The following is a 21,266-nucleotide window of genomic DNA, read 5'->3' on the forward strand; positions in this document are numbered from 1 at the left end:
GGAGACCAAAGGCGTAAGAGGAACGCCTGAAATGGCGTAGGTATGCGACACCCCGGACCACCCCGTTTCGTCGCCGTCGGCGAGTCCGTCGAACTCGCCCCCCGTGATCCCGATCCGACAGCCGCCTATCGGTGGCGCGTCCTCGCAAAGCCGGACGTGAGCGACCTCGAAGCGCCCGAGACCGCGGTCTGGCACGCCGAACCCGACGTGCCCGGAACCTACAAATTCGAGTGCGCGGGACCCGACGGTACCGCCGTCCAGCGCGTCAGGGCGTTCCCCGACGTTCGCCGCGAGACGACCTTCGAACTCGACCGCGACGAACTCCCTAAACACGACGCGGGGGACGTGTCGGTCATCGGGCCGTTCAACGAGCACCTCGCCGGCCGCGACCGACCCAGGCTCCAGGACGGCACCTACGTGTTCGACGTCGAACTGCCGCCGGGCGACCATCGACACGGGTTCGTCCTCGGCGAAGGGAGCGAACACGACGTCTGGACCGAGACGACGGTTCCGGGCCCCGCCCGCCCGCAAATTCGCCTCGACGGCCAGGTCGAAGACGAGACGGTGGTGATCGGCGCCGACGCGACGGCCGGCGCCGGCAGCGAGTTCGCGGACGACGAACTGACCGTCGAGTTCCTGATCGACGACCGGGACGGCCTGGACGACGGCGTGCTCGAGGCCGACGGCCACGAGGCCCGCCTCCCGCTTCGGGCCCTCAAGTCCGTGGCCGTTGACGACCCGGTTCGCGTCCACGCCGTCGCCGTCGGCGAACGTCACAGCGTCGCGGACTGCGTCGCCGTCTCGCCGGACGGGTCGGTCGACCGCGTGAACGACCCGCCGGCGTGGATTCGCGACGCCGTCGTCTACGAAGTGTTCGTTCGATCGTTCACCGACGAGGGGACGTTCGAGTCGTTCGAACGTCGCGTCCCCTACCTCGAGTCGCTGGGCGTCGACTGCATCTGGCTCACGCCTGTCCTGGAGAGCCCGACGAAACACGGCTACCACACGACGGACTACTTCGACACGGCTTCGGACCTGGGCTCTCGAGACGCGTTCGAGTCGTTCGTCGACCGCTGCCACGAGGCGGGCATTCGTGTCGTCTTCGACCTCGTGATCAACCATACTGCTCGCGAGCACGCGAACTTCGACCTGAGCGCCGCCGGGGTCGACGACTACGCCGACTGGTACGTCTGGGAGCCGTTCGAGGGGAGCCACCTGACCGAGAGCGACCTCGAGAAGGGACGAGACGAGTACGGCCCCCCGCGACGGTACCTCCCTGATCGAGGCACCGAGCTCGCCCAGTATTACTTCAACTGGCGGAACATCCCGAACGTCAACTTCGACTCGCTCGCGGTTCGACGGTACATGCTCGACGTCGTCGACGAGTGGGCGGACGTGGTCGACGGCTACCGGTGTGACGTCGCCTGGGGCGTCCCTCACGGTTTCTGGAAGGAGGTCCACGACCAGCTCGAGGGCCGGGATCCCGAGTTCCTCCTGCTCGACGAGACGATTCCCCGCGATCCGGCGTACGCCGAGGCCGAGTTCGACGTTCACTACGACACCACCCTCTACTGGACGCTGGTCGACGTCGGAAAGGGCGAGGCGCCCGCCGAATCGATCCTCGAGGCCGCCCGGGCACCGGATCGAGAGGGGTTCCCCGACTGGTCGCTCCACATGCGCTACGTCGAGAACCACGACGAGGATCGCTACCTCGAGACCTGCGGCCCACACGCCCAGCGCGCGGCCGTCGCGGCAGTCCTCACGCTCCCCGGTGTCCCCATGATCTACTACGGCCAGGAGCGGGGTGCGACCGGCTACCGACAACCGATGCCCTGGGAGGGCGACGGCGAGTCCACTGCGTTCCACCGGCGGCTCGTAGCCGCCCGTCGATCCGAACCCGCCCTCTCCCAAGGGACGCTCCAGGATCTCACGTACGACGCCGATACTGACGCGGCCGTCGCGTTCGTTCGGGACCAGGAGAATCAGCGCGTCGTCGTGGCGCTGAACTTCGGCGAGGAACTCGCGACGATCACGTTCGACGCGACGGTCCCGGTCGACCCGACGGACCTCGTCACCGGGACCCCGGTCGACTGCGAGACAGATGGGAGCGAGACGACGATCACCGTGGACGACGTGGTCGTCCTCGAGACGAGGTAGGATACGGGCCGATCCTCAGTCCCTCACCCTTCCCACCCTCGTTCACTCTACCGCCGAGCAGAACACTCATTGTACCCGACTATCCAACAGTCCGTATGGACGACGAGACGGTCGCGGACAACCTCCGACAGCTGGGTCTGTCGGAGAAGGAAATCGACACGTATCTCACTATTCTCGAGCACGGAGAGGCGAAAGCGAGCACGGTAGCCGAGGACGCGGGCGTCTCGAAGCGCTACGTATACAGCGTCAGCGAGAAGCTCGACGAACGGGGCTTCGTCGACGTCATCGATCACGTCGTGCCGACGACGATCCGGGCGAACCCGCCGGAGGAAGTCGTTGCGGCGCTCACGAGCGACCTCGAGTCGCTCGAACCCGAACTCACCACCCGGTACGGCAACGTCTCCGAACAGGAACGGGAATTCGAGGTCATCAAGACCCGGACGACCATCATGAAGCGGATCAAGGGACTGCTCGAGCGCGCCACCGAGGAGGTGACCCTCTCGATCCCCGCCTCGCTGCTCGAGGAAATCGAAGACGAACTGCGGGAGACGGTCGACCGCGGCGTCCTGGTCATCCTGCTCGTGACCGGCGACGATACTCTCCCAGCCGAGCGCTTCGAGGGCATCGCGAGCGTCGTCAGGCTCTGGGGAGAGCACGCGCCGCTCATCGTGACCGCCGAGCGCCGCCTCGGCCTGTTCGCCCCGAACGAGATGCTCGTTCGCTCGAACGCGGGCACGCAGGGAATCGCCATCTCGCAGGCCCAGCTCGTGCCGATCATCGTCGGCTCCTTCTTCGGCAACTACTGGCCGATGGCCGAGCAGGTGTACGTCACGGACCCGGATGACCTCCCGCGGACGTACACCGACTTCCGCCACGCCGTCTTGCAGTCGACGCTCCACCTCGAGGACGGCCGCGAAATCGCCGTCAGCGCCGAGGCTCGTCCCGTTCGGACGGACGACTATGCCACCGTCGAGGGGCGACTCGTTGGGGTCAGACAGAGCCTCCTCGAGCCGACCAGAGACACGTTCGCGGTCGAGAACGCGCTGATCGTCGAAATCGAAGCCGCCAATGGTGCGGGAGACGACGGGGACGAGGGCGACGGCGAGGACGGCGACAACCGCACCGTCACCCTCGGCGGCGAGGGCGCGTTCGTCGAGGACTACGAGACGAAGTCCGTGACCCTCGAGCCAGCGGCGTAAGCGGTCGAGGTCACTCCCCGAGCACGTCTTGCGACGTGCGTTTGGTCACGTCGACCAGCAACGCGAAAACGGCGCCGAGGACCGTCCCGAACAGGAGGTGCCCGACGAGGCCGTTGGTCGCGAGCGCGGAGAACTGCGTGGTTTCGCCGGCACCGACGGCGCTCAGCCAGACGGGGAGGATGAGCATCGGGAGGATGGCCCACACGGCGAATCCGAAGACGAGTCCCGCAGCGACGAAGCGACCCGTCAGGCCGGTTCGAGCGATTGCATCCGTCTCGACGTCCGTCCGGAGCAGTCCGAGAACGGCCTGGCGAGTCACGACGAACGCGAAAATCAGGCCGAGGATGACTCCGTGCGCGAGCTGGATCGCCCAGCCGATTGTGCCCGCCGCCTCGAGGCCGTATGCCGTCGGTATCGTCGCCTCGATGACGTCGGGGCTGAAGAACCAGACGAGCAGGCCGAACGCGGCGGCGCCGATGACACCGCCGACCGCACCACCGATGGGCCAGCCGATGCGTCCGCCGACGCCGAACCCGCTGGTCGTGTCTGTGTTTGCACTCATGCCGTGTGCTAGCACGGACGGCGGCAAAAGCCAACGGCTGGCGAGCACCCGGTCGTTGAAGTCGGGCCCGACTCACCGCTTACAGACCGTTCGCGACCTCGCGTCGATCCCCGGTCTGGAACGAGACGACACTCGAGGGAAGCGTTCAATTCACCGAAAGCGCGGACTTTTCCGCGGGGCGCGCGAACTGCGGTCGATGCCCGACACGCCGCCGGTCACCTTCGAGCTGCTCGGCTGGCCACCCGACGGCCCCACGGTCAGGCTTCACCACGAGCGGTTCAGCTACGCGGGCAAGTTCGTGATGTCGTCGACCGGGAAAGCGGTCGCGCGCGCTCGAACGGACGACGACGAGTACGAGTCCGGGGACGCCGACGCAGGAATCGTGTCGGCCGACCTCGACTCGAGCAAACGCGCCGACCTCCCCTACGCGACCGACGTCCTCGCCGCCGTCGCGTTCAACGAGGATCGGACCGACGCCTCGACGCTCTGGCTCCGGTACGTCACCGTCGACCGCGCCCACCGCGGCCGGGGTCTCGGCCCGAAACTCGTCGGTTTCGTCCGCGACGCAGCCCTCGAACGCGGCTACGACCGACTGCAGATCGCCGTCAACAACCCCTACGCCTACGACGCCCTCTGGAAGGGCGGCTTCGGGTTCACCGGCGAGACCACCGGCATCGCGGAACTCGTTCTCGAGTACCCGACGCAGGCGACCACGGAGACGTATCGCCGGGGCCTCGAACGCTTCCTGGAGCGCGACCTCACCGACGGCGAACGCGCGTTCGTAGCGCGCCGACTCGAGGTGGGGCCGCCTTCGCGGATCGATTCGACGTAGCGTAGGTGCGCCGAGATGGGGCCCGCTCATGTCGGAGACAGACGATGAAAACGAAATTGGGAGGGAACGTTTCAAATCCCTCTCCTTCCAAGAACACCCAATGGGAAACGCAGCACTCCGGGACATCGCCGTTATCGAGTCGATTCCGTTCTCGGACGTCGAGGGCGTCGTTGCCGTCGACGCCCACAACTGGCTCTACCGGTACCTGACGACGACCGTCAAGTGGACCGCGAGCGGGAAGTACACGACCAGCGACGGCACCGAAGTCGCGAACCTGATCGGTATCGTCCAGGGCCTGCCGAAGTTCTTCGAACACGACATCATCCCCGTGATGGTCTTCGACGGCGGCCCCTCGGAACTGAAAGCCGACGAGATCGAATCCCGACGCGACCAGCGCGAGACCTACGAGGCCCAACTCGAGCGCGCCCGCGAGGAGGGCGACACGGTCGCCATCGCCCAGCTCGAGTCCCGAACCCAGCGGCTGACGCCGACGATCCAGGAGACCAGTCGTGAACTGCTCCGACTGCTCGACGTGCCTATCGTCGAGGCGCCCGCGGAGGGCGAGGCGCAAGCCGCGCACATGGCCCGTCGCGGGGACGCCGACTACGTCGGCTCGGAGGACTACGATGCGCTCCTCTTCGGCGCCCCCTACACGCTTCGACAACTGACGAGCAAGGGAGACCCCGAACTGATGGACCTCGAGGCGACCCTCGCGAAACACGACCTCACGCAGGAACAGCTCATCGACGCGGCCATCCTGATCGGGACGGACTTCAACGAGGGCGTGAACGGAATCGGCCCGAAGACGGCCCTGAAAGAAATCGCCGAACACGGCGACCTCTGGAGCGTGCTCGAGGCCCGCGGCGACCACGTCGAGTACGGCGACCGGGTTCGACAGCTCTTCCGGGACCCGGACGTCACCGACGATTACGAGTTCGAGACGACCCTGGATCCGGACCTCGAGGCGGCGCGCACCTACGTAGTCGACGAGTGGGGCGTCGACGCTGGCGAGGTCGAACGCGGATTCGAACGGATCGAGGAGAGCGTCACCCAGACCGGACTGGACAAGTGGACGTGAGATTCAGGGGTAATCACCTTTTTCCACCGGTAATTCCGGATTGGTACCTCGGCGATTTCTGTCCGCCAGATAAAGTACGCCATGCACCTGCCGGGTGAGCGTTGACGTGTAGCCGTCTTGTGACCTCAGATGGGGTACTAGACCGATGACTCGAGACCGCACTGCCGATCGATCCGAGACACGTGCTCGTGACGAGCGACCACCCGCGGAGCGCCGCGACGAGAGCGCTGCGGGGGCCTGGGCCGCCTCGACGGCACTGCAGACGGCGGTCGCCGTCGTCGGCCTGACGATCGTGCTGTTCGCGCTCGGGCAAGCATTCGGTGTCGATCTCCTCGGTGTTATCGCTGGCGCGCTCGGAACGCAGGTCGGCATGTGGCTGGCCATCGCGTTCGTCGTTCTCCTGTTCACGGGAGCGGCGCTCCGAGCAGTGTCGTTCAGCGCTATCCGAGCGTGATCGATCAGACGACCCCATTTTGTTGAGATGCCGCGATAGCGGCGCATACCCGTAACGGGTCGTCGCTCGATTCGAGGAGACGAGTGGCAACACCGGTATTTTCGAACAATCTCGAGCAATTGTGAGTTCCAGACACACACGTGATTTCGTTACAATAACGAACGGCCGGGAGCGCGAAGTCGCCGTAGCGGCGACTTCTCGCGACTCGGGGAAGGGCAGGCGGTCCACCGATGCTCACCGCGAGCGAGCGCAGTGAGCGAGCGGACCGACGACTGACCCGTAGGGGAAGGAGGAGTGTTTTTGGTCCAGCTTTTGCCGAGGGACGACGCGCTGTGCGCCAGCTACGCTGGCGTCAGCGCGTTAGACTGTGGTTCGAAACGCCTGCGGCGTTTCGTCATCACGAAAGAGCTACGCTCTTTCGAACGACAACGCAAAAGGTGGGTAAAAGGTGGTTGGTTAGAACAAGTGGTCGTCTTCTTCCTCGAGCAGCCGCGCGGGGCCGCCGACGCCCCACGTGGTGGTCGAGACGCCGGTCTCGGCGATGGCCTCCTCGACGGTTTCGGCGTGTTCCTCGGTGGTGTTGACGTAGACGCTCGCTCCGGTGTCAGTCGAGAAGTACGCCGGGATGCCTTCCTCCTCCCGGAGTTCGCGTACTTTGTTGAAGATCGCGAGGGTGGCCGGCTGCCAGTAGACCCAGCCCTCGGGGCCGGTCATCGTCGTCGCCGCCAGCGACAGCGAGTCGTGTTCGGCCAGTTCGAACGCCCGGTCGAAGTCGTCGTTGCGGAGCGCGTCGCGCATCTTCGCGATCTGGCCGTGGATGTGCGCGTTTCGTGCCTGGAACATGTGGCTGTCGGCGGCTTCGTCGTGGGCGTCCTCGGTCTCCTTGTGGTAGGGGACGAGCCCGACGACGATCTTCAACTCCTCGTGGAGATTGCTCGGGACCCGCCGGGAGCGACAGTCCTCGTCGTTCATCCCGGTGTAGAGCTGAGAAAACGCCCCCGTTACCGACCGGGCGGCCGAGGCCGAACCCACGCGGGCGATCGTCGAGATGTCCTGGAGGGAGGCGTCGAGGTCAGCAGCCTCCGCGAGGGCGCGGGCCGCGGCCGCGAAGCCCGACGACGACGAGCCCAGCCCTACATTGGAGGGGAAACTGTTCTCGCTCTCGATGCGAACCGGGTAGACGGTGTGGGCCGCGTCCGACATGTCGCGGGCCTTGTCGACGACGGCCTCGAGGCGCTCGAAGCCCCGTCCCTCGAGTTCCTCGCCGTCGACGACGTAGACGTCCTCGTCGTGGTCCATCGAGAACTCGACGGTGGTGCGGGTGTGACTCGGGGCGGTGCAGACGCTGATGCTGTCGTGATACGGGAGTCGCTCGATGTCGTCGCGCATCCCGTGGTACTTGATCAGGCCCTGGATTGGGTGGGCCATCGCCGTCGCTTTCATACCCCCACAGGGGTGTGACGACCGCTTAAAGGTCACGGCATCGGAGTGACCGCCGGGTGCACCCGGTCGTAGCCGTCCCGACCGCCGACACCTCGCTCACTGAAACGCGTGCTGTAACGACTGGCGCCACTCCTCGGCCTCGGCCGCCGTTGTCTCGAGTTCGTCGACGCGTCCTTCGAGTTCGTCCACGTCGGTCTCCAGGATGTCCTGGAGGTCGTCGATCCGCTCGTCGGTCGCCGCCTCGAGCGTTCCGAGGTCGGACTCGAGGGAGGCAACGTCGTCCGCGAATGCCGTTCGCACGTCGGCGATCGAGTCGTCGACGGATTCCTCGAGGTCGCTCACGTCCGTTTCGAGTTCCTCGACGTCCTCGGTCAGCGAGGCGTCTACCGACTCGAGTTCCGCGAAGAGGTTCTCGCGTAACGACGCCAGACGGTCGTCGACGTGGCGTTCGACGGCGTCGATTCGCTCCTCGAGTTCGACCGCTCGGTCGTCGATTCGGTCCTCCAGGGCCCCGGCTCGGTCGTCAATCTGAGTCTCGAGTTCGTCCGCCCGCTCGTCGATCCGCGCCTCGAGCGCCGTGCGGTTGGCCTCCTGCTGGTCGGCGATCGAGTCGAGTCGGTCCGTCAGGTCCTCCTGACGCGCGTCGAGGTTCTGGACGGTCTCGAACTGGGCCTCGAGGTCGTCGGCGAGGGTGTCGGTGGTCGCACCGATCTCGGCGACCGAATCCTCGAGTGAGTCCCGCGTGGCCTCGAAGTCTCCCCGAAGCTCCGTCGTCTCCGTCCCGAGGTATTCGAGGCGGGAGTCGAGGCGCTCGAACGTCTCCTCGAGTCCATCGACGCGTTCCTCGAATACCTCGTCCGTCGCCTCGAGGTTGCCGATCTCGGACTCGAGGGACTCGAGGTCCGTACGGGCCGACTCGAGGCCGTCCTGGACAGAGTCGAGGACGTCCTCGGCGGTCCCGTTCTCGTCGAAGAACTCACCCATGGCGTCGGTGTAGGCCTCGAGTTCGGTCAGTGACGACTCGACGTGCTCGAGGCGGACCTCGTTGCTCGTGCTGGTGTCGATGTTCAGGGCTCGCCGGAGCGCGTCACGCCTGGCCCCGCCCTCGTCCGTGCTGAGTTGGGCGAGCAGGGCGTCGAGCAAATCGTCGTCGAATCGGTCGTACGGTTCGTCCGGAATCGTGAGTGGTTCGTTTGCTTCGGTCATAACCTGAGTTCCCCGTCTGTCGCTTCCAGGTGGCCCGCCCACCTGGTGGACTCCCCCCGGAGCCTTTTCGAGAGACTCGAAGTGGAGGATGATAAGAGTGTCCCTCAGTTTTCATTTCTGCAACTCGTCATAGCGGAACCGAACGCCTGAAATGGTCGCTCTCGAAACCCACAGCCGATGGGAACCCCTCTCGAGACTCGCCAGGAGCAAGCCACCGAGGTGGTCGACCGCCTCGAACGCGAGTACCCCGACTCGACCATCTCGCTTCGATACTCGAACCGCCTCGAGTTGTTGATCGCGGTGATCCTCTCGGCACAGTGTACCGACGAGCGCGTCAACCAGGAGACGAAGGAGCTCTTCGCGACCTACGAGACGCCCGAAGACTACGCGAACGCTCCCCAGGAGGAACTCGCCGACGCCCTCAGTTCGATCACCTACTACAACAACAAGGCGAAGTACATTCGCACCGCCTGTGAGAAAATCGTCGACGAACACGACGGCCAGGTCCCCGACACCATGGCCGAACTCACGGATCTCCCTGGCGTCGGTCGCAAGACGGCGAACGTCGTCCTCCAGCACGGCCACGACGTGGTCGAGGGCATCGTCGTCGACACGCACGTCCAGCGGCTCTCGCGACGACTCGGCCTGACCGAGGAGGAGTATCCCGAGCGAATCGAGCAGGATCTGATGGCGATCGTTCCCGACGGAAACTGGCAGCAGTTCACCCACCTCTGCATCGATCACGGGCGCGCGGTGTGTTCGGCTCGGTCGCCCGACTGCGAGGCGTGCGTCCTCGCCGATATCTGTCCGTCGGAGAGGGGGGACAGCGAGATCGACCTGGCGTCTGGCGAACCGTGGTAACTCGTGGTAAGTCGCCGGCAGTCCTGAACCGAGAGCTTCGGGTTTAGCGCGTAATCCAGGAGACGTACCACAGCAGTGCACCACCCGCCAGCCCACCGATGAGGGTGGCGAGGGCGACGATCGGAAGCGACGCACCACCCTGAAATGCCATCGTGGCTCCCGACAGGGCGACGAGCACTATAAATCCGAGCTTGAGTCGACGACCGCCCGACACGTCGCCGGTTCGGCGGGGTCGTTTGCGCGGGCCGCTCATGGTCGCACCCGGTTAGCTGATCCGCGGGTTCTGCACTCGTGCTCCCACTCGATGCGATTTTCGTCCTCGTCCTCGTCCTCGTCCTGGTCTTGGTCCTCGCCTTCGTACTCCCGCTCGACCTTATACTCGCACTCGCCTCCGTACTTGCGCTCGCCTTCGTACTCCTGCTCGACCTCGAGTCCACAACCGCGCTCGACGAAACGGACACCAATCATACGCTATCGCTGGCGCTCGAGGGGGAAAATCGCGTCGGGATCGGCGTCGATCACCTTTCGAATCACTCAGGTGGGACATACGTCACGCCCGACGGTTCGTCTTCCTCGGGAGCCTCGACGACGATCGTCGAGGACAGCCTGTTGAACAGTCGCACGTACTCGCCCTCCATGGCGATCCAGCCGATCAGCGCGTCGAGCGGGAGCAAGAACGCCTTCCCAAAGCTCTCGAGCGCCGCTGTGGGGTAGTCGATCGGGTCGCCGCGTTCGTCAGTGACCGCGATGTTCATCACGAGCTTGCCAGCTGACTGACCGTTGTACCCCTCGAGGGCCGTCCAGTAAAGCCAGATCCCGAGGCCGTTGACGCCGAGAAACGAGGGCGAAAACGACAGGTCGCCGGTGACGAGCGAGAGCGTCCCGACCGCTTCGCCAAGACCGGAGAGGGCCGCGCCCACGAGGAGTACGTCGATCAGCCACGCCCAGAACCGATCCTCCCAGGACGCGAGGTGGAGCGTCTTCTCTGTCGACGTATCGGATTCCATGACTCGAGTGTCGAATCGACGGGAGTTAGCAGTTCCGCTGTATTCGACCGTCGTTGACGGGTTCGGCGACGCCTGACAGAACGGATTCGATAAAACGAGGATTGCAAACGCCGTGCGATCAGTAACTGCGAACCTTCGGCTCGTAGGTCTCGTCCTCGCCCTCGAGGATCGTGGGCCGGTACCAGATCGACGGCTTGCCGCCGTTCCAGGAGATCAGCGTGTGCTTGAGCCAGTTCTCGTCGTCGCGGACCTGGTTCTCGAGGCGCCAGTGGGCGCCGCGGAACTCGTTGCGCACGAGCGCGCCCAGGGTGATCGTCTCGGCGACGTCGATCAGGTTGCGCGTCTCGTAGGTCATCTGTAGGTCCGTGTTGAACGTCCGCGAGGGATCTTCCACGTAGACGTCCTGATACATCTCCCGGCACTCCTGGATCGCCTTCAGAGCGCGTTTGAGTCCCTCCTCTTCGCGGAAGACGTTCACGTCTCGGGTCATCGCTTTCTGCAGTTTTGCGCGGATGTCGGCGTGTTTGACGCCGTCGTCGCGTCCCATCAGGTGCGCGACTCGCTCGCGCTCGGTCTCGACGGCGCGCTCGAGGAGGCCGTCGGCGTCAGTGATCTGGCCGGAGCCATCGGCGGCGACGTCCTCGCTCTCGCTGGCACCGACGGGTTCGAGCCCCGCCTCGCCGGGCGTCACGGGGAGGTCGGCGTCGGTCTCGTCCTCGACGTCGTCGCCGTAACCCGTCTGGATCTCGGCTTCGCCGAGGTCCGCGCCGGCGGCGTGGGCGCCCGCGCGCTTGCCGAAGACGATGAGCTCGGGCAGCGCGTTCCCGCCCAGGCGGTTCGCCCCGTGGACGGAGACGCAGGCGCACTCGCCCGCCGCATACAGTCCCGAGATACACGTCTGGCCGTTCTCGTCCGTCTCGATGCCGCCCATCTCGTAGTGTTGGCCGGGCTTGACCGGCATCGGTTCGACGAGGCCGTCGACGCCCTCGAAGTCCTCAGCCAGGTGCAAAATGTTCTCGAGGCGGTCGAGGATGCGCTCCTCGCCGAGGTGTCGCATGTCGAGGTGGACGTACTCGTCGTTGACGCCGCGTCCTTCGTTGACCTCGGTCAACTCGGCGCGGGAAACGACGTCCCGGCTCGCGAGTTCGCCGTCGTTGTTCGCGTAGCCGTGTTCGAACATGAACCGCTCGCCGTCCTCGTTGTACAGGATACCGCCCTCACCACGGACCCCCTCGGAGATGAGGACCCCCGTGCTCGGGAGCGTCGTCGGGTGGAACTGGACGAACTCCATGTCCTCGAGCGGGACGCCCGCACGGTAGGCGATCGCCTGGCCGTCGCCGGTACAGGAGACGGCGTTGGTGGTGTGATCGAACGCCTGGCCGGGGCCGCCAGTCGCGAGGACGACGCCCTGGCGGGCCTTGAAGCCCTGGATTTCGCCCGACTGGACGTCGTAGGCGACGACGCCGTGACAGGTCCGGTCGTTCGGGTCGGGTTCGTCGCTGACGGCGAGGTTCATCACGAACCACTCGTCGTAGACCTGGATGCCGCGCTTGACGACCTGCTCGTACATGGTGTGGAGCAGGTGGTGGCCGGTCTCGGCGCCCGCGTAGGTCGTTCGCGGGAACGAGAGGCCACCGAACGGCCGCTGAGAGACCGTGCCGTCGTCCTCGCGGGAGAAGGGCATCCCCCAGTGTTCGAGTTTGATCGTGTCCTCGGGGGCGTCTTTGGCGAGCGTTTCGATGGCGGGGGCGTCGCCCAGGTAGTCGGACCCCTTCATGGTGTCGTAGGCGTGGAGTTCCCAGTCGTCGCCCTCCCGGAGAGCGGCGTTGATGCCGCCCTCGGCGGCTCCGGTGTGACTGCGAACCGGGTGGAGTTTCGTGACCATGGCCACGTCCGCTCCCGCCTCGTGCGCTGCGACCGCCGCTCGGAGGCCGGCACCGCCGGCGCCGACTACGATGACGTCGTGTTCGTACATATTACCAGAACTTCAGGTTCTTCTTGACCGCTTCACGCTTGAGCTCCTGAATGTGCTCGGTGAGCGGGATGTCCTTCGGACACACCTCGGTGCAGGAGAACTGGGTCTGACAGCGCCAGACGCCGTGTTCCTGCTCGAGGATGCGCAGTCTGTGCTCCTTGATCTCCTCGTCCTCGCGGTCGTCCATCGCGAACTTGTAGGCCTTGTTGATGGCCGCGGGTCCGAGGTACTGGTTGTCGCCGGCGGCGATGTTACACGAGGACATACACGCGCCACACCAGATGCACCGGCTGGACATCTTGATCTTCTCGCGGTTCTCGCGAGTCTGGCGCTGTTCCTCGAGTTCTCCATCGGGCAGGTCTTCCTGCTGAAAGTACGGCTCGACGGCGTGCATCTGCTCGTAGAAGTGTTCCATCTCGACGACCAGGTCCTTGACGACCTCCTGGTGGGGCAGGGGTTCGACGCGGACCGGTTGCTCGAGCGCGGAGATTTGTGTTTTGCACCCGAGGCGCTGGCGTCCGTTGACGAAGAAGGCGTCCGAGCCACAGACCGCCTGACGACAGGAGTGACGGAACGTAAGCGAGGAGTCGAACTCGTCGCGCGCATAGATGAGCGCGTCCAGGACGGTCATCCCCTTCGTGAAGGGGACGTGAAAGTCGTCGAAGCGCGGTTCCTGCTTGGCTTCGACTTCGGGGTCGTATCGGAACACCTTGAGGTGGACGGAATCCTCCTCGAAGTCTTCGGTCTCGGCGGCCCGCTCGCGGTCAACTCGCCCGGACTCCTTGCGCTGGAGTCGCTGTTGTTGCGGCGAGGTCAGGCCGCTCATCTCCTGGTCGGCCGGTACCTCCTGCGTCTCCGGTTCGTCCGGTTGCTCCTGTTGTTGTGTACTCATGTTAGATGAAATCCCCCATGACGAGTGCGACCCAGATTCCCTGGCCGATCAGCGCGCCCCCGGCGATCACGAGAATCGTGAGGACGACCTTCTTCGACGTGCCGGTCAGTCCCTGGTTGATCAGCGCGTTGTAGACGCCGTTGACGCCGTGGAACGTGGCCGTGATCAGGAACAGGACCATCGTGAGGAAGTAGCCGATGTCCTGCATACGCGTCTGGGTCCCGGCGAAATCGATCTCCCACGCGTGGTTGACGAAGTGCAAGAGGAAGAAGTGAAAGGCTAACACGACGATCAGGAACGCCGCCGTGACGCGCTGGAGGAACCACGCGGTCCCGCCCGGCGCGAACGAGGAGTAACGTTCCGCCATTAGAAGCCCACCTCCGTCATGAACGTCGGGACGCTTGCGACCGTGATCGCGCCCGTGAGGAGCAAGGAGAGGTAGAACGTCTTGTCCTGGGCCTCGAGTCCGACGCCAAGGTCGACCATCAGCAGGCGGATCCCGTTGAGGATGTGGAAGACGGCGACCGCCAGCAGGCCGACCTCGAGCAGTCGGACGAGGAACAGTGCTTCGAGTCCCTGGAGGGTATTCGTGTAGGCCTCCGGGCCCGAGATGGCGCTACTCAGCACCGCGATGTGGGTGAACAGGTAGCCGATGAGGACCCACCCGGTGAACTTGTGGAAGATCCACGCCCACATCCCGGCCGAGAACTCCTTCCAGCGACCGAAGTCCTCGATGAGGCCGCGATTGTAAGACTGACTCATGCGCTCATCTCGAGGGTTGGACCCTGGGGCTATAGAAGTTACTTTTATCCTGCCGTGTCGGCCACCGCGAACGGCGGGTCGCCTGGCACCGTTCGCCCCGGTTCGACCGAGAAGCCGAATACGTTCGGGTGCGCCCGAGCAGCGGCTACTCGAGGGTCTCCAGGAATGGGTCCTGATATTCGATCTCGCGCTCGATAGCGTTCAGGATGGTCCGATCCAGTCTGACGAGGTGACAGAGCGGATTGCCGGGGTAGACGACCGGATTTTCGAGGACGCCCACGAGCAGCCCCGTGAACGGCGCCTCGACCGTGACGATGTCATCTTCTTCCTTAAACGGGTTGGTGATCGCACAGATCGTCTCTCCCTCCCTGACGAGGTCGCCGCTCGAGTGTTTCATGTCGACGATGCCGCCGGCGTCGGCCCGGAGCCAGGTCTTCTCGCCCGCGTCGTCGATGATCACGCGCCATCCAGGCCAGTGGACCGAGGAGTCGGGGTGGAGGCCGAACTCTGCGAGCACGCTCGCAACACCTGTCAGCGATCGGTCGATGAGGCGTCGCTGGAAGCGGTGGGCCTCCCCCATCTCGACGGTGATCGTCGGTACCCCGGCATCGGTGGCCTCCCGGCGAAGCGTACCTGACGGCCCTTCGCCGGCGATGATCACGTTCGAACTGAACGCCTTCGCGAGCCGTTCGATGTCGTCGTCGTCCGTATTCGCCCGCACGTGAAGCATGTTCGTTCGCCCGCGGGTCGAGGTGTGAAAGTCTATGCCGAGGTCACAGGGCTCGATGAAGTTCGTGAAGATGCGGTAGGCCATCCGCCGCGCGCTGGTGCTGTCCTCCCGGCCGGGAAACGACCGGTTCAGGTCCCGGTCGTAGATCGGCAGGTACCGCTCCTGGGCGAGGAAGCCGGGGACGTTCATCACGGGGAGACAGATCAGCGTGCCGTGGAGGTTGGCGTGATCCCAGTCGTGAGCGACCTCGCGAACGACCTCGATACCGTTCAGTTCGTCGCCGTGGGCCGCCGCCGACAGGAAGACCGTCGGCCCCGGGTGGGTGCCGTTGATGACCGTCACGGGGATACGAACCGGGTCGCCGAGATAGGTTTCGCTGATTCCGTACCGAATGTTCGCCGACTCGCCCGGGTCGACCCGCCCACCGTTGTAGGTGAATACGTCCTCGCCGGGCCCGCCATCGGCCGAACTCGAGTCGGCGCGATCCTCGCTCATGGTCGGCAAGAAGAGGGGGATCGGTATAACTGGTGTGACCTACTTCCGCCTGCGACGGTCACGCCTGGTAAACGAACCGCTTTCCAGACTCCTGGTGTCGAATCGCTCCCCACACTCCCGGTTTCGAACCACACTCCCGGTTTCGAACCACACTCCCGGTTTCGAACCACACTCCAACACCTTCGCGCGCCGTCACTCGAGCAAGAAGTTTTCTAGGAGGCCGTGGTAGCGGCCGGTATGGACATACGCGAAGCCACGTCCGCAGACAGCGAGAGGATCCGGTCGGTCGCACAGCGCTCGCTCGCCGAGTCCTACACCCACTTCCTGGACGACGAAACCATCGACGAGGCCGCCGGGAACTGGTACGGCGACGACCTCCAGGACGCGGTCGAACGCGAACACACGGTGTACCTCGTCGCGGAGAACGACGGCGAAACCGTGGGATTCTCCCAGAGCGAACTCGTCGGCGAGAACCACGGGATTGGGCGCATCGAGTGGATCCACGTCGATCCGGACCACCGCGGGAGCGGAATCGGCCCGCGGCTCCTGGCTCGCACGCGCGAGTCCCTCCTCGATGCCGGGGCGGAACAGATTCAGGGCGTCGTCCTGGAGGCGAACGAGGTCGGCAACGAGTTCTACGCCACCCACGGGTTCGATCGAGTCGGTTCCCGCGAACTCGACGTCGGGGACCAGACCCACACCGAGAACGTCTACGTCGAGAGCGACCACGACGACGACGCGTGGCGCGCGCTCGAGGCGCTCGAGGACGACGGGCAGACGCGATACGTGAGCTACGGGGAGCCTGCGCGCGGGTCGAAGGCACCCTTTTACACGGTGTACGCGAACGAGGCGGCGAGCGATCGCTACGGCTGGTTCTGTGGCAACTGCGACTCGCTGGACAATGCGATGGATTCGATGGGACGGATCGTCTGTAACAGCTGTGATAACCGGCGGAAGGCGACGCGCTGGGACGCGTCGTACCTCTGATCGAGTCCGCGTTCTCGTTCTCGCTCTGGCTCTGGCTCTGGATCGAGTGCAGTCGTCGTCGCGTCTTCCGACGACCGGCAGTCGTATATTCTAGCGACCAGCGGTCGTGTATTCCGGCGACCGGCCATCGTGTGTTCCGATGACGACCACCCTTTCACCCGAACACGGCGGCCCGCTCGCGACCTCACACCGCTCTCGATGGCTGTTAGTCTTCGGTCCGCCCCTCGTCCGAGAACAGCGAATCGAGCACTTTCCGTTCTGCCTTTCGAAGATGTTGATGGAAGGTCGGGGGCGCCACGTCCAGCGACGCCGCGACGTCTTCGCCCGACGATTCGCGCGGCCACTCGAAGTAGCCCGCGTGGTAGGCGGCGTCCAGGGCGGCGCGCTGTCGGTCGGTGAGGTCCGCGACGAGACGGCGCTGAATACGCTGCGGGTCGTCGTGAGGTCGGGTAATTTGCCGCCGTCTGACCATTTCGACGTTCGGGTAGGACGCCTCGACGGCGTCGATCACCCGACGCACGTCGACGGTCGGGGCGAGGTGGATCGTCATCCGATAGTCGGCGTCTTCGATGACGACCCGCTCGACGACGCCGCCGAGGGAGGCGACGACCGAGAGCACCGGTGGGCTGGACAGGCGGAGCACGAATCCCGTCGGAGAGCCCGCCGAGCGGAAGGTTACGTCGTTCCAGTGGGGGATAGCTTCGGTGAGGCCGGTCACGGCGTCGACCGCGTCCGGCGTCGCGGTACCGTAGACGAGATACTCGTCGTCTTCGATCTGAACCGCCTGGTCGAGCGTGATCGTTCCCGCCGTCTCGACAGGTGCGTCGACCGTCGCGAAGATGTCCTGGATCCGGAACTCGAGTTCGACCAGTTCGTCGCTCATGAGGGCCTGTTTCCGATCGGCAGCGGCTATCGCGTGACCGACGATTTCGCCGAGTTGGCCGATCAGTCCGCACTCCTGGCCCTCGAACGCGTTCGCCCGCTCCGCGTAGACGTTCAGGACGCCGTAAACTGTTCCCTCGTGAACGATCGGGACGGCCGCTGACGATTGGAAGCCGTAGGACTCGACGCAGCCACGCCAGGGATCGTAGCGAGCGTCGGCATCGATGTCGTGCATCGTCTGAATCTCGCCCGTTCGCAGGGCCCGTCCGGTGGGCCCCTCGCTCCGATCGTCGTCGGCGTCGACCGTGATCGTGACGCCGTCGAGGTACCCGTCGACGCCGGCTTCGGTCCGCAGATTCACCGTCTGGGTGGTGTCGACGTCGCCAATCCAGGCGAACAGGTACGAGTCGGATTCGGCGAGGCGCTCACAGACCGTCGCCTCGATCTCTTCGCGTGTGGACTGATCGATGACGGCGTCGGTAATCTCCCTGACGACCTCGTTGAGACTGTTCAGGGCCGCGAGTTGCTCGTGCTGGCGCTTGAGCGTGTATTCGTTGTTCACCCGCTCGTAGGCCGCCTCGGCGTTCATCGCCAGCAACGCCACCAGCCGGCGGGTGCTCGCGTCGAGCCCGTCGACTTCCCGTGAGCCCACGATGAGGATTCCCTCCGATCCCAGCGGGACGAAGAGACCGGCACGCATCTCGGTTGCCTCGGGAGAAACCTGCAGGTGCGACGACTCGTGGACGTTCTCGTAGTACCGGTTCTCGCCGCAATCGAACACGTGACCCGTGAGGCTCCGCTCGTCGAGCGAAACGACCGGGAAGTCATCACGCATGAACCCGGACTCGGCGGAGGAAGCACCAGGAACGAGTCGGTCGCGGTCGTCGTCGTAGTCGTAGACCACGATACCGGGGAGATCGAGGACCTCCTGGGCCGTTTCGGTCAGAATTTCGCCAATGGCCGACACCGTGTCGGCCGTCAGGAACCCGCGCGAAGACTCGTAGAGCGCCCGGAGTCGCTCCTCGTACCGTTTTCGTTCGGTGATGTCCTGAGACATCGCCGTCGCAGCGAAGACGTCGCCGTCGTCGTCTCGAACCGGGACGAAGTGGAACTGGTAGACCCTGCCGTCTACCGTCTCCTCGAACGTCGAGGGCTCGCCGTCGAGAGCCGCCTCGTAACGAGGGACGACGACGTCGGCGAGGTTCCGCGGGAGTACCTCCTCGACCGGGCTACCCTCGAGATCGGTCCTCGTCACGCCCGACTCCCCCTCCGGCGTGCCGCCGAAGGTGATGTAGCGAAGATTCTCGTCGACGAGGGCGACGGCCCCGCTGGGAAAGTGCTCGACGATCGTTCGATAGCGACGCCTCACCTCCTCGAGTTCCCGCTCGCGCTCGACGCGCTCGCTAACGTCGCGGACGATGCCGACGCGCCCCGTCTCGCCGTCGTCGAATTCGAAGCGATCGAACCGGCTCTCGACGACGAACGACGTTCCATCGGCCCGACGCAGCTCCTCCTCCAGGACGGCGGCGTCCAAGTTCCCGGAGTCGAGTTCGGCCTGTTTCTCGTTTGCTACGTCGACGGACGCCGCTTCGAACACCGTCTCTGCGCGAGCGTCGATAAGTTCTTCCCGATCGTATCCCGTCAGGGACGCGAATCCGTCGTTCACCATCGTGAACCGGCGGTCGCTGTCGAGGACGTAGATGCCGTCGTCGGCCGCTTCGACGATTCGTTCGTACTGCTCGAGTTCCCGTTCGCGACCCCAGTATTTGCTGTCTGACACGTCCTTGCTGGCGACGACGACCCGCTCGACGCTCCCGTTCTCGCCGAATACTGGCGCCGCCGTGAGAGAAACCCATCGACGGCTCTCGCCCGATTCGTCGTACCGGACGAGTCGATCGGTGACCGTTTCGCCGGTTTCGATCACGCGTGAAATCGGGTGATCCGCTGCCGAGAGTGGGTCCCCGTCGGGCTCGTAGACTGCCAAATCTTCGACGGATAAACCCGAGACGTCCCCTTCGTCTATTCCCAGACGGTCTCTCACCCGGAAGTTGATTCGCTCGACGGATCCGTCGGCTCCCGCGACCACAAGTCCGACCGGCGCGGTCTCGAGAAGTCGTTCGGTGAGGTCGCGCTCGTCACGAAGCTGGCGTATCCGATCGCGACGTTCGCGCTCCGATCGCTTCCGGTCGGTGACGTCGTAGTAGAGTTCGACCCGCCCGCCGGCGTACTCGCCGGACTCGATCGGTTGGCTTCGATGCTCGAGCCAGCGTTCCTCGCGCCCGTCGGCCGCCTCCACGAGGCACTCGAAGCGTTCGGTGGACGTGTTGTCGTCGTACGTCGCCAGGACCGTCTCCGCGAACCTCTCCGAATCCGCGACGGTCGACGCGATACGTTCGTCGACGAGATGTCGGTTGTCACTACCGACGACCCGCTCCCGGTCGAGCCCGAAGTAGCGTTCCGTCGCGGCGTTGACCCAGGCGATGTCGAAGGACTCGTCGAGTACGAAGATGCCGACCTCGATTTCGTCGAGTGCGTCGGTTACCAGCGACTCCGCGGCGGCCGGCCAGTCTGGAGCCGTCCCGTCGACGTGTTCGGACGGTCGGGACGGTCGGGACGGTCGGGACGGTCGCCACCACACGCGTGCGTTGGCGCCGACTTTCTTCGTCTCGAGTCTGCCCCGTTCGGCGAGTCGCTCCAGTCGGGCGTAGGTGCTGCGCCGACCCAGTTCGATCGCCGTGGCGACCTCGGGTGTCGTCCGAGGTTCGCCTGCACCGTCGAAGACGGCGAGGGTTTCTCGGAGGGCGGGCGTCAGTCGTTCCGAGGGCATAGCCTGTATACCAGACACTCGGGCTTCAACGTTCCGTCGATGGAGTCTCCCGTCTCGTTCAAGTACCTACTATTTTATCCGCTGACTCCGGCACGATTTCTTATAGCCGGACGGGAGCGAACGCACCCAATCGGTCACTTCACGATTTCGAAAGATACCTAATCACTTCTAGTACGACCTTACAGGAGTCGGCGCGCTCTACCCGTACGTGTTGGCAATCACCAGCCGACCGGTGTAAATCAATGTTTTCCCCATCGAACACCGCAACGGACGAACGCTCGGACGCAATCGAACTAAGCACCAGTGATCGTCATCGATTGCTCGCCGCCGACCGTCGTCGACTGGCGCTGGAGGTTCTCACCGGGACTTCTGGGACTGTCTCACTCGAGGAACTGACCCGCGAGGTCGCTGCCCGCGAAGACGACCGCGGTGTCCAGGACGAGGCGAGCGTCGACCGTAGCGAGATCGAAATCTCCCTCCATCACCACCACCTCCCCAAGATGGCCGAGATGCACGTGCTCGAGTACGATCCGGAGACGAACGTGATTCGGCCATCGTGGGTTTCGCTCGACGACGTCCGTCCTGGCGACGCCGACCTCGAGTAATCGACCCTCGTTCTCGGTTTCTCACGACGGACAGTCGCGGACGGTCGTCGCACTCGTCGACCTCGCCACGTAGGGTCCGCTTACTAGCCGCCGGTCGGATTCGAACATCGGTTTCGAGCCCATCACTGACGGCTAAAGGCGTTGCTCGAATCCCCCGGCGGTAGCCCGCTCGTTCGAGGGCGAACGGACCGCATTACAAACCACCGTCCAGGCATTGGACTCGAGCGACAGGTGGGCTCGACGCCGACGCCGACTGTCGACCGCTGGGTCGCCTCGTGGTGACCGTCGACCGCCGTATCCAGAATCGACCAG

Annotated in this window: 19 protein-coding genes; 8 read left to right on the plus strand and 11 right to left on the minus strand. The window is 64.9% G+C overall.

Features of this window, described 5'->3' with window-relative positions; all coding sequences use genetic code 11:
* Positions 1–42 precede the first annotated feature (42 nt).
* Positions 43–2,157, plus strand: coding sequence for an alpha-amylase family glycosyl hydrolase (locus NGM15_RS08870; RefSeq protein WP_253429672.1), 2,115 nt, complete (start codon positions 43–45; stop codon positions 2,155–2,157).
* A gap of 95 nt (positions 2,158–2,252) precedes the next feature.
* A complete protein-coding gene (locus tag NGM15_RS08875) occupies positions 2,253–3,356 on the plus strand; it encodes a TrmB family transcriptional regulator (RefSeq protein WP_253429675.1) in 1,104 nt (367 codons plus the stop codon).
* A gap of 10 nt (positions 3,357–3,366) precedes the next feature.
* Here the strand turns inward: NGM15_RS08875 and NGM15_RS08880 are convergent, their stop codons facing one another.
* On the minus strand, positions 3,367–3,918 hold the full coding sequence (locus NGM15_RS08880) for a hypothetical protein (RefSeq protein WP_253429678.1): 552 nt from the start codon (positions 3,916–3,918) through the stop codon (positions 3,367–3,369).
* Between the two features lie 196 nt (positions 3,919–4,114).
* Between NGM15_RS08880 and NGM15_RS08885 the strand changes: the two genes are divergently transcribed.
* The 3 genes from NGM15_RS08885 to NGM15_RS08895 all read left to right on the plus strand — a co-directional run bounded on the left by NGM15_RS08885 (position 4,115) and on the right by NGM15_RS08895 (position 6,282).
* On the plus strand, positions 4,115–4,750 hold the full coding sequence (locus NGM15_RS08885; protein WP_253429681.1) for a GNAT family N-acetyltransferase: 636 nt from the start codon (positions 4,115–4,117) through the stop codon (positions 4,748–4,750).
* A 100-nt stretch (positions 4,751–4,850) separates the two neighbouring features.
* Positions 4,851–5,828: a flap endonuclease-1 gene (gene fen, locus NGM15_RS08890; protein WP_253429684.1), complete on the plus strand. Its 978-nt coding sequence runs from the start codon at positions 4,851–4,853 to the stop codon at positions 5,826–5,828.
* Positions 5,829–5,973: 145 nt separating this feature from the next.
* Positions 5,974–6,282, plus strand: a complete 309-nt coding sequence (locus tag NGM15_RS08895) for a hypothetical protein (protein WP_253429687.1) — start codon at positions 5,974–5,976, stop codon at positions 6,280–6,282.
* A 456-nt stretch (positions 6,283–6,738) separates the two neighbouring features.
* Here NGM15_RS08895 and mvaD read toward each other — a convergent pair whose 3' ends face one another.
* Both mvaD and NGM15_RS08905 read right to left on the minus strand, forming a co-directional pair.
* Positions 6,739–7,725: a phosphomevalonate decarboxylase MvaD gene (mvaD, locus tag NGM15_RS08900; RefSeq protein ID WP_253429690.1), complete on the minus strand. Its 987-nt coding sequence runs from the start codon at positions 7,723–7,725 to the stop codon at positions 6,739–6,741.
* Between the two features lie 96 nt (positions 7,726–7,821).
* The gene (locus NGM15_RS08905; RefSeq protein ID WP_253429693.1) at positions 7,822–8,931 is read right to left on the minus strand and encodes a coiled-coil domain-containing protein; all 1,110 of its coding nucleotides are present in this window, start codon (positions 8,929–8,931) and stop codon (positions 7,822–7,824) included.
* Positions 8,932–9,108: 177 nt separating this feature from the next.
* On the opposite strand from NGM15_RS08905, the gene nth reads away from it, so the two are divergent.
* Complete coding sequence (gene nth, locus NGM15_RS08910) at positions 9,109–9,792, plus strand: endonuclease III (RefSeq protein ID WP_253429696.1); 684 nt, start codon at positions 9,109–9,111, stop codon at positions 9,790–9,792.
* 249 nt (positions 9,793–10,041) lie between these two features.
* On the opposite strand, the gene NGM15_RS08920 is transcribed toward nth, so the two are convergent.
* The 7 genes from NGM15_RS08920 to NGM15_RS08950 all read right to left on the minus strand — a co-directional run bounded on the left by NGM15_RS08920 (position 10,042) and on the right by NGM15_RS08950 (position 15,653).
* Entirely contained in the window at positions 10,042–10,260 is a 219-nt protein-coding gene (locus NGM15_RS08920) for a hypothetical protein (protein WP_253429702.1), read from the minus strand.
* A gap of 62 nt (positions 10,261–10,322) precedes the next feature.
* Entirely contained in the window at positions 10,323–10,799 is a 477-nt protein-coding gene (locus NGM15_RS08925; protein ID WP_253429705.1) for an RDD family protein, read from the minus strand.
* A gap of 118 nt (positions 10,800–10,917) precedes the next feature.
* Positions 10,918–12,774 carry an FAD-binding protein gene (locus tag NGM15_RS08930; RefSeq protein ID WP_253429708.1) on the minus strand — a complete coding sequence of 619 codons (1,857 nt, stop codon included), beginning with the start codon at positions 12,772–12,774 and terminating at the stop codon, positions 10,918–10,920.
* Position 12,775: 1 nt separating this feature from the next.
* Positions 12,776–13,666, minus strand: a complete 891-nt coding sequence (locus NGM15_RS08935) for a succinate dehydrogenase/fumarate reductase iron-sulfur subunit (protein WP_253429710.1) — start codon at positions 13,664–13,666, stop codon at positions 12,776–12,778.
* Position 13,667: 1 nt separating this feature from the next.
* Complete coding sequence (locus tag NGM15_RS08940; protein WP_253429713.1) at positions 13,668–14,033, minus strand: succinate dehydrogenase/fumarate reductase transmembrane subunit; 366 nt, start codon at positions 14,031–14,033, stop codon at positions 13,668–13,670.
* Positions 14,033–14,428, minus strand: coding sequence for a succinate dehydrogenase, cytochrome b556 subunit (gene sdhC / locus NGM15_RS08945; protein ID WP_253429716.1), 396 nt, complete (start codon positions 14,426–14,428; stop codon positions 14,033–14,035). The genes NGM15_RS08940 and sdhC overlap by 1 nt, the downstream gene beginning before the upstream one ends.
* A 145-nt stretch (positions 14,429–14,573) precedes the next feature.
* Positions 14,574–15,653 carry a succinylglutamate desuccinylase/aspartoacylase family protein gene (locus NGM15_RS08950; protein ID WP_253429718.1) on the minus strand — a complete coding sequence of 360 codons (1,080 nt, stop codon included), beginning with the start codon at positions 15,651–15,653 and terminating at the stop codon, positions 14,574–14,576.
* Positions 15,654–15,890: 237 nt separating this feature from the next.
* Between NGM15_RS08950 and NGM15_RS08955 the strand changes: the two genes are divergently transcribed.
* Positions 15,891–16,640: a GNAT family N-acetyltransferase gene (locus tag NGM15_RS08955; RefSeq protein WP_253429721.1), complete on the plus strand. Its 750-nt coding sequence runs from the start codon at positions 15,891–15,893 to the stop codon at positions 16,638–16,640.
* Positions 16,641–16,845: 205 nt separating this feature from the next.
* Here the strand turns inward: NGM15_RS08955 and NGM15_RS08960 are convergent, their stop codons facing one another.
* On the minus strand, positions 16,846–20,349 hold the full coding sequence (locus NGM15_RS08960; protein ID WP_253429724.1) for a PAS domain S-box protein: 3,504 nt from the start codon (positions 20,347–20,349) through the stop codon (positions 16,846–16,848).
* Between the two features lie 242 nt (positions 20,350–20,591).
* Between NGM15_RS08960 and NGM15_RS08965 the strand changes: the two genes are divergently transcribed.
* A complete protein-coding gene (locus NGM15_RS08965) occupies positions 20,592–20,954 on the plus strand; it encodes a DUF7344 domain-containing protein (RefSeq protein WP_253429726.1) in 363 nt (120 codons plus the stop codon).
* Positions 20,955–21,266 lie beyond the last annotated feature (312 nt).

It is taken from the genome of Natronosalvus halobius (assembly GCF_024138145.1).
Taxonomy (GTDB): Archaea; Halobacteriota; Halobacteria; order Halobacteriales; family Natrialbaceae; genus Natronosalvus; species Natronosalvus halobius.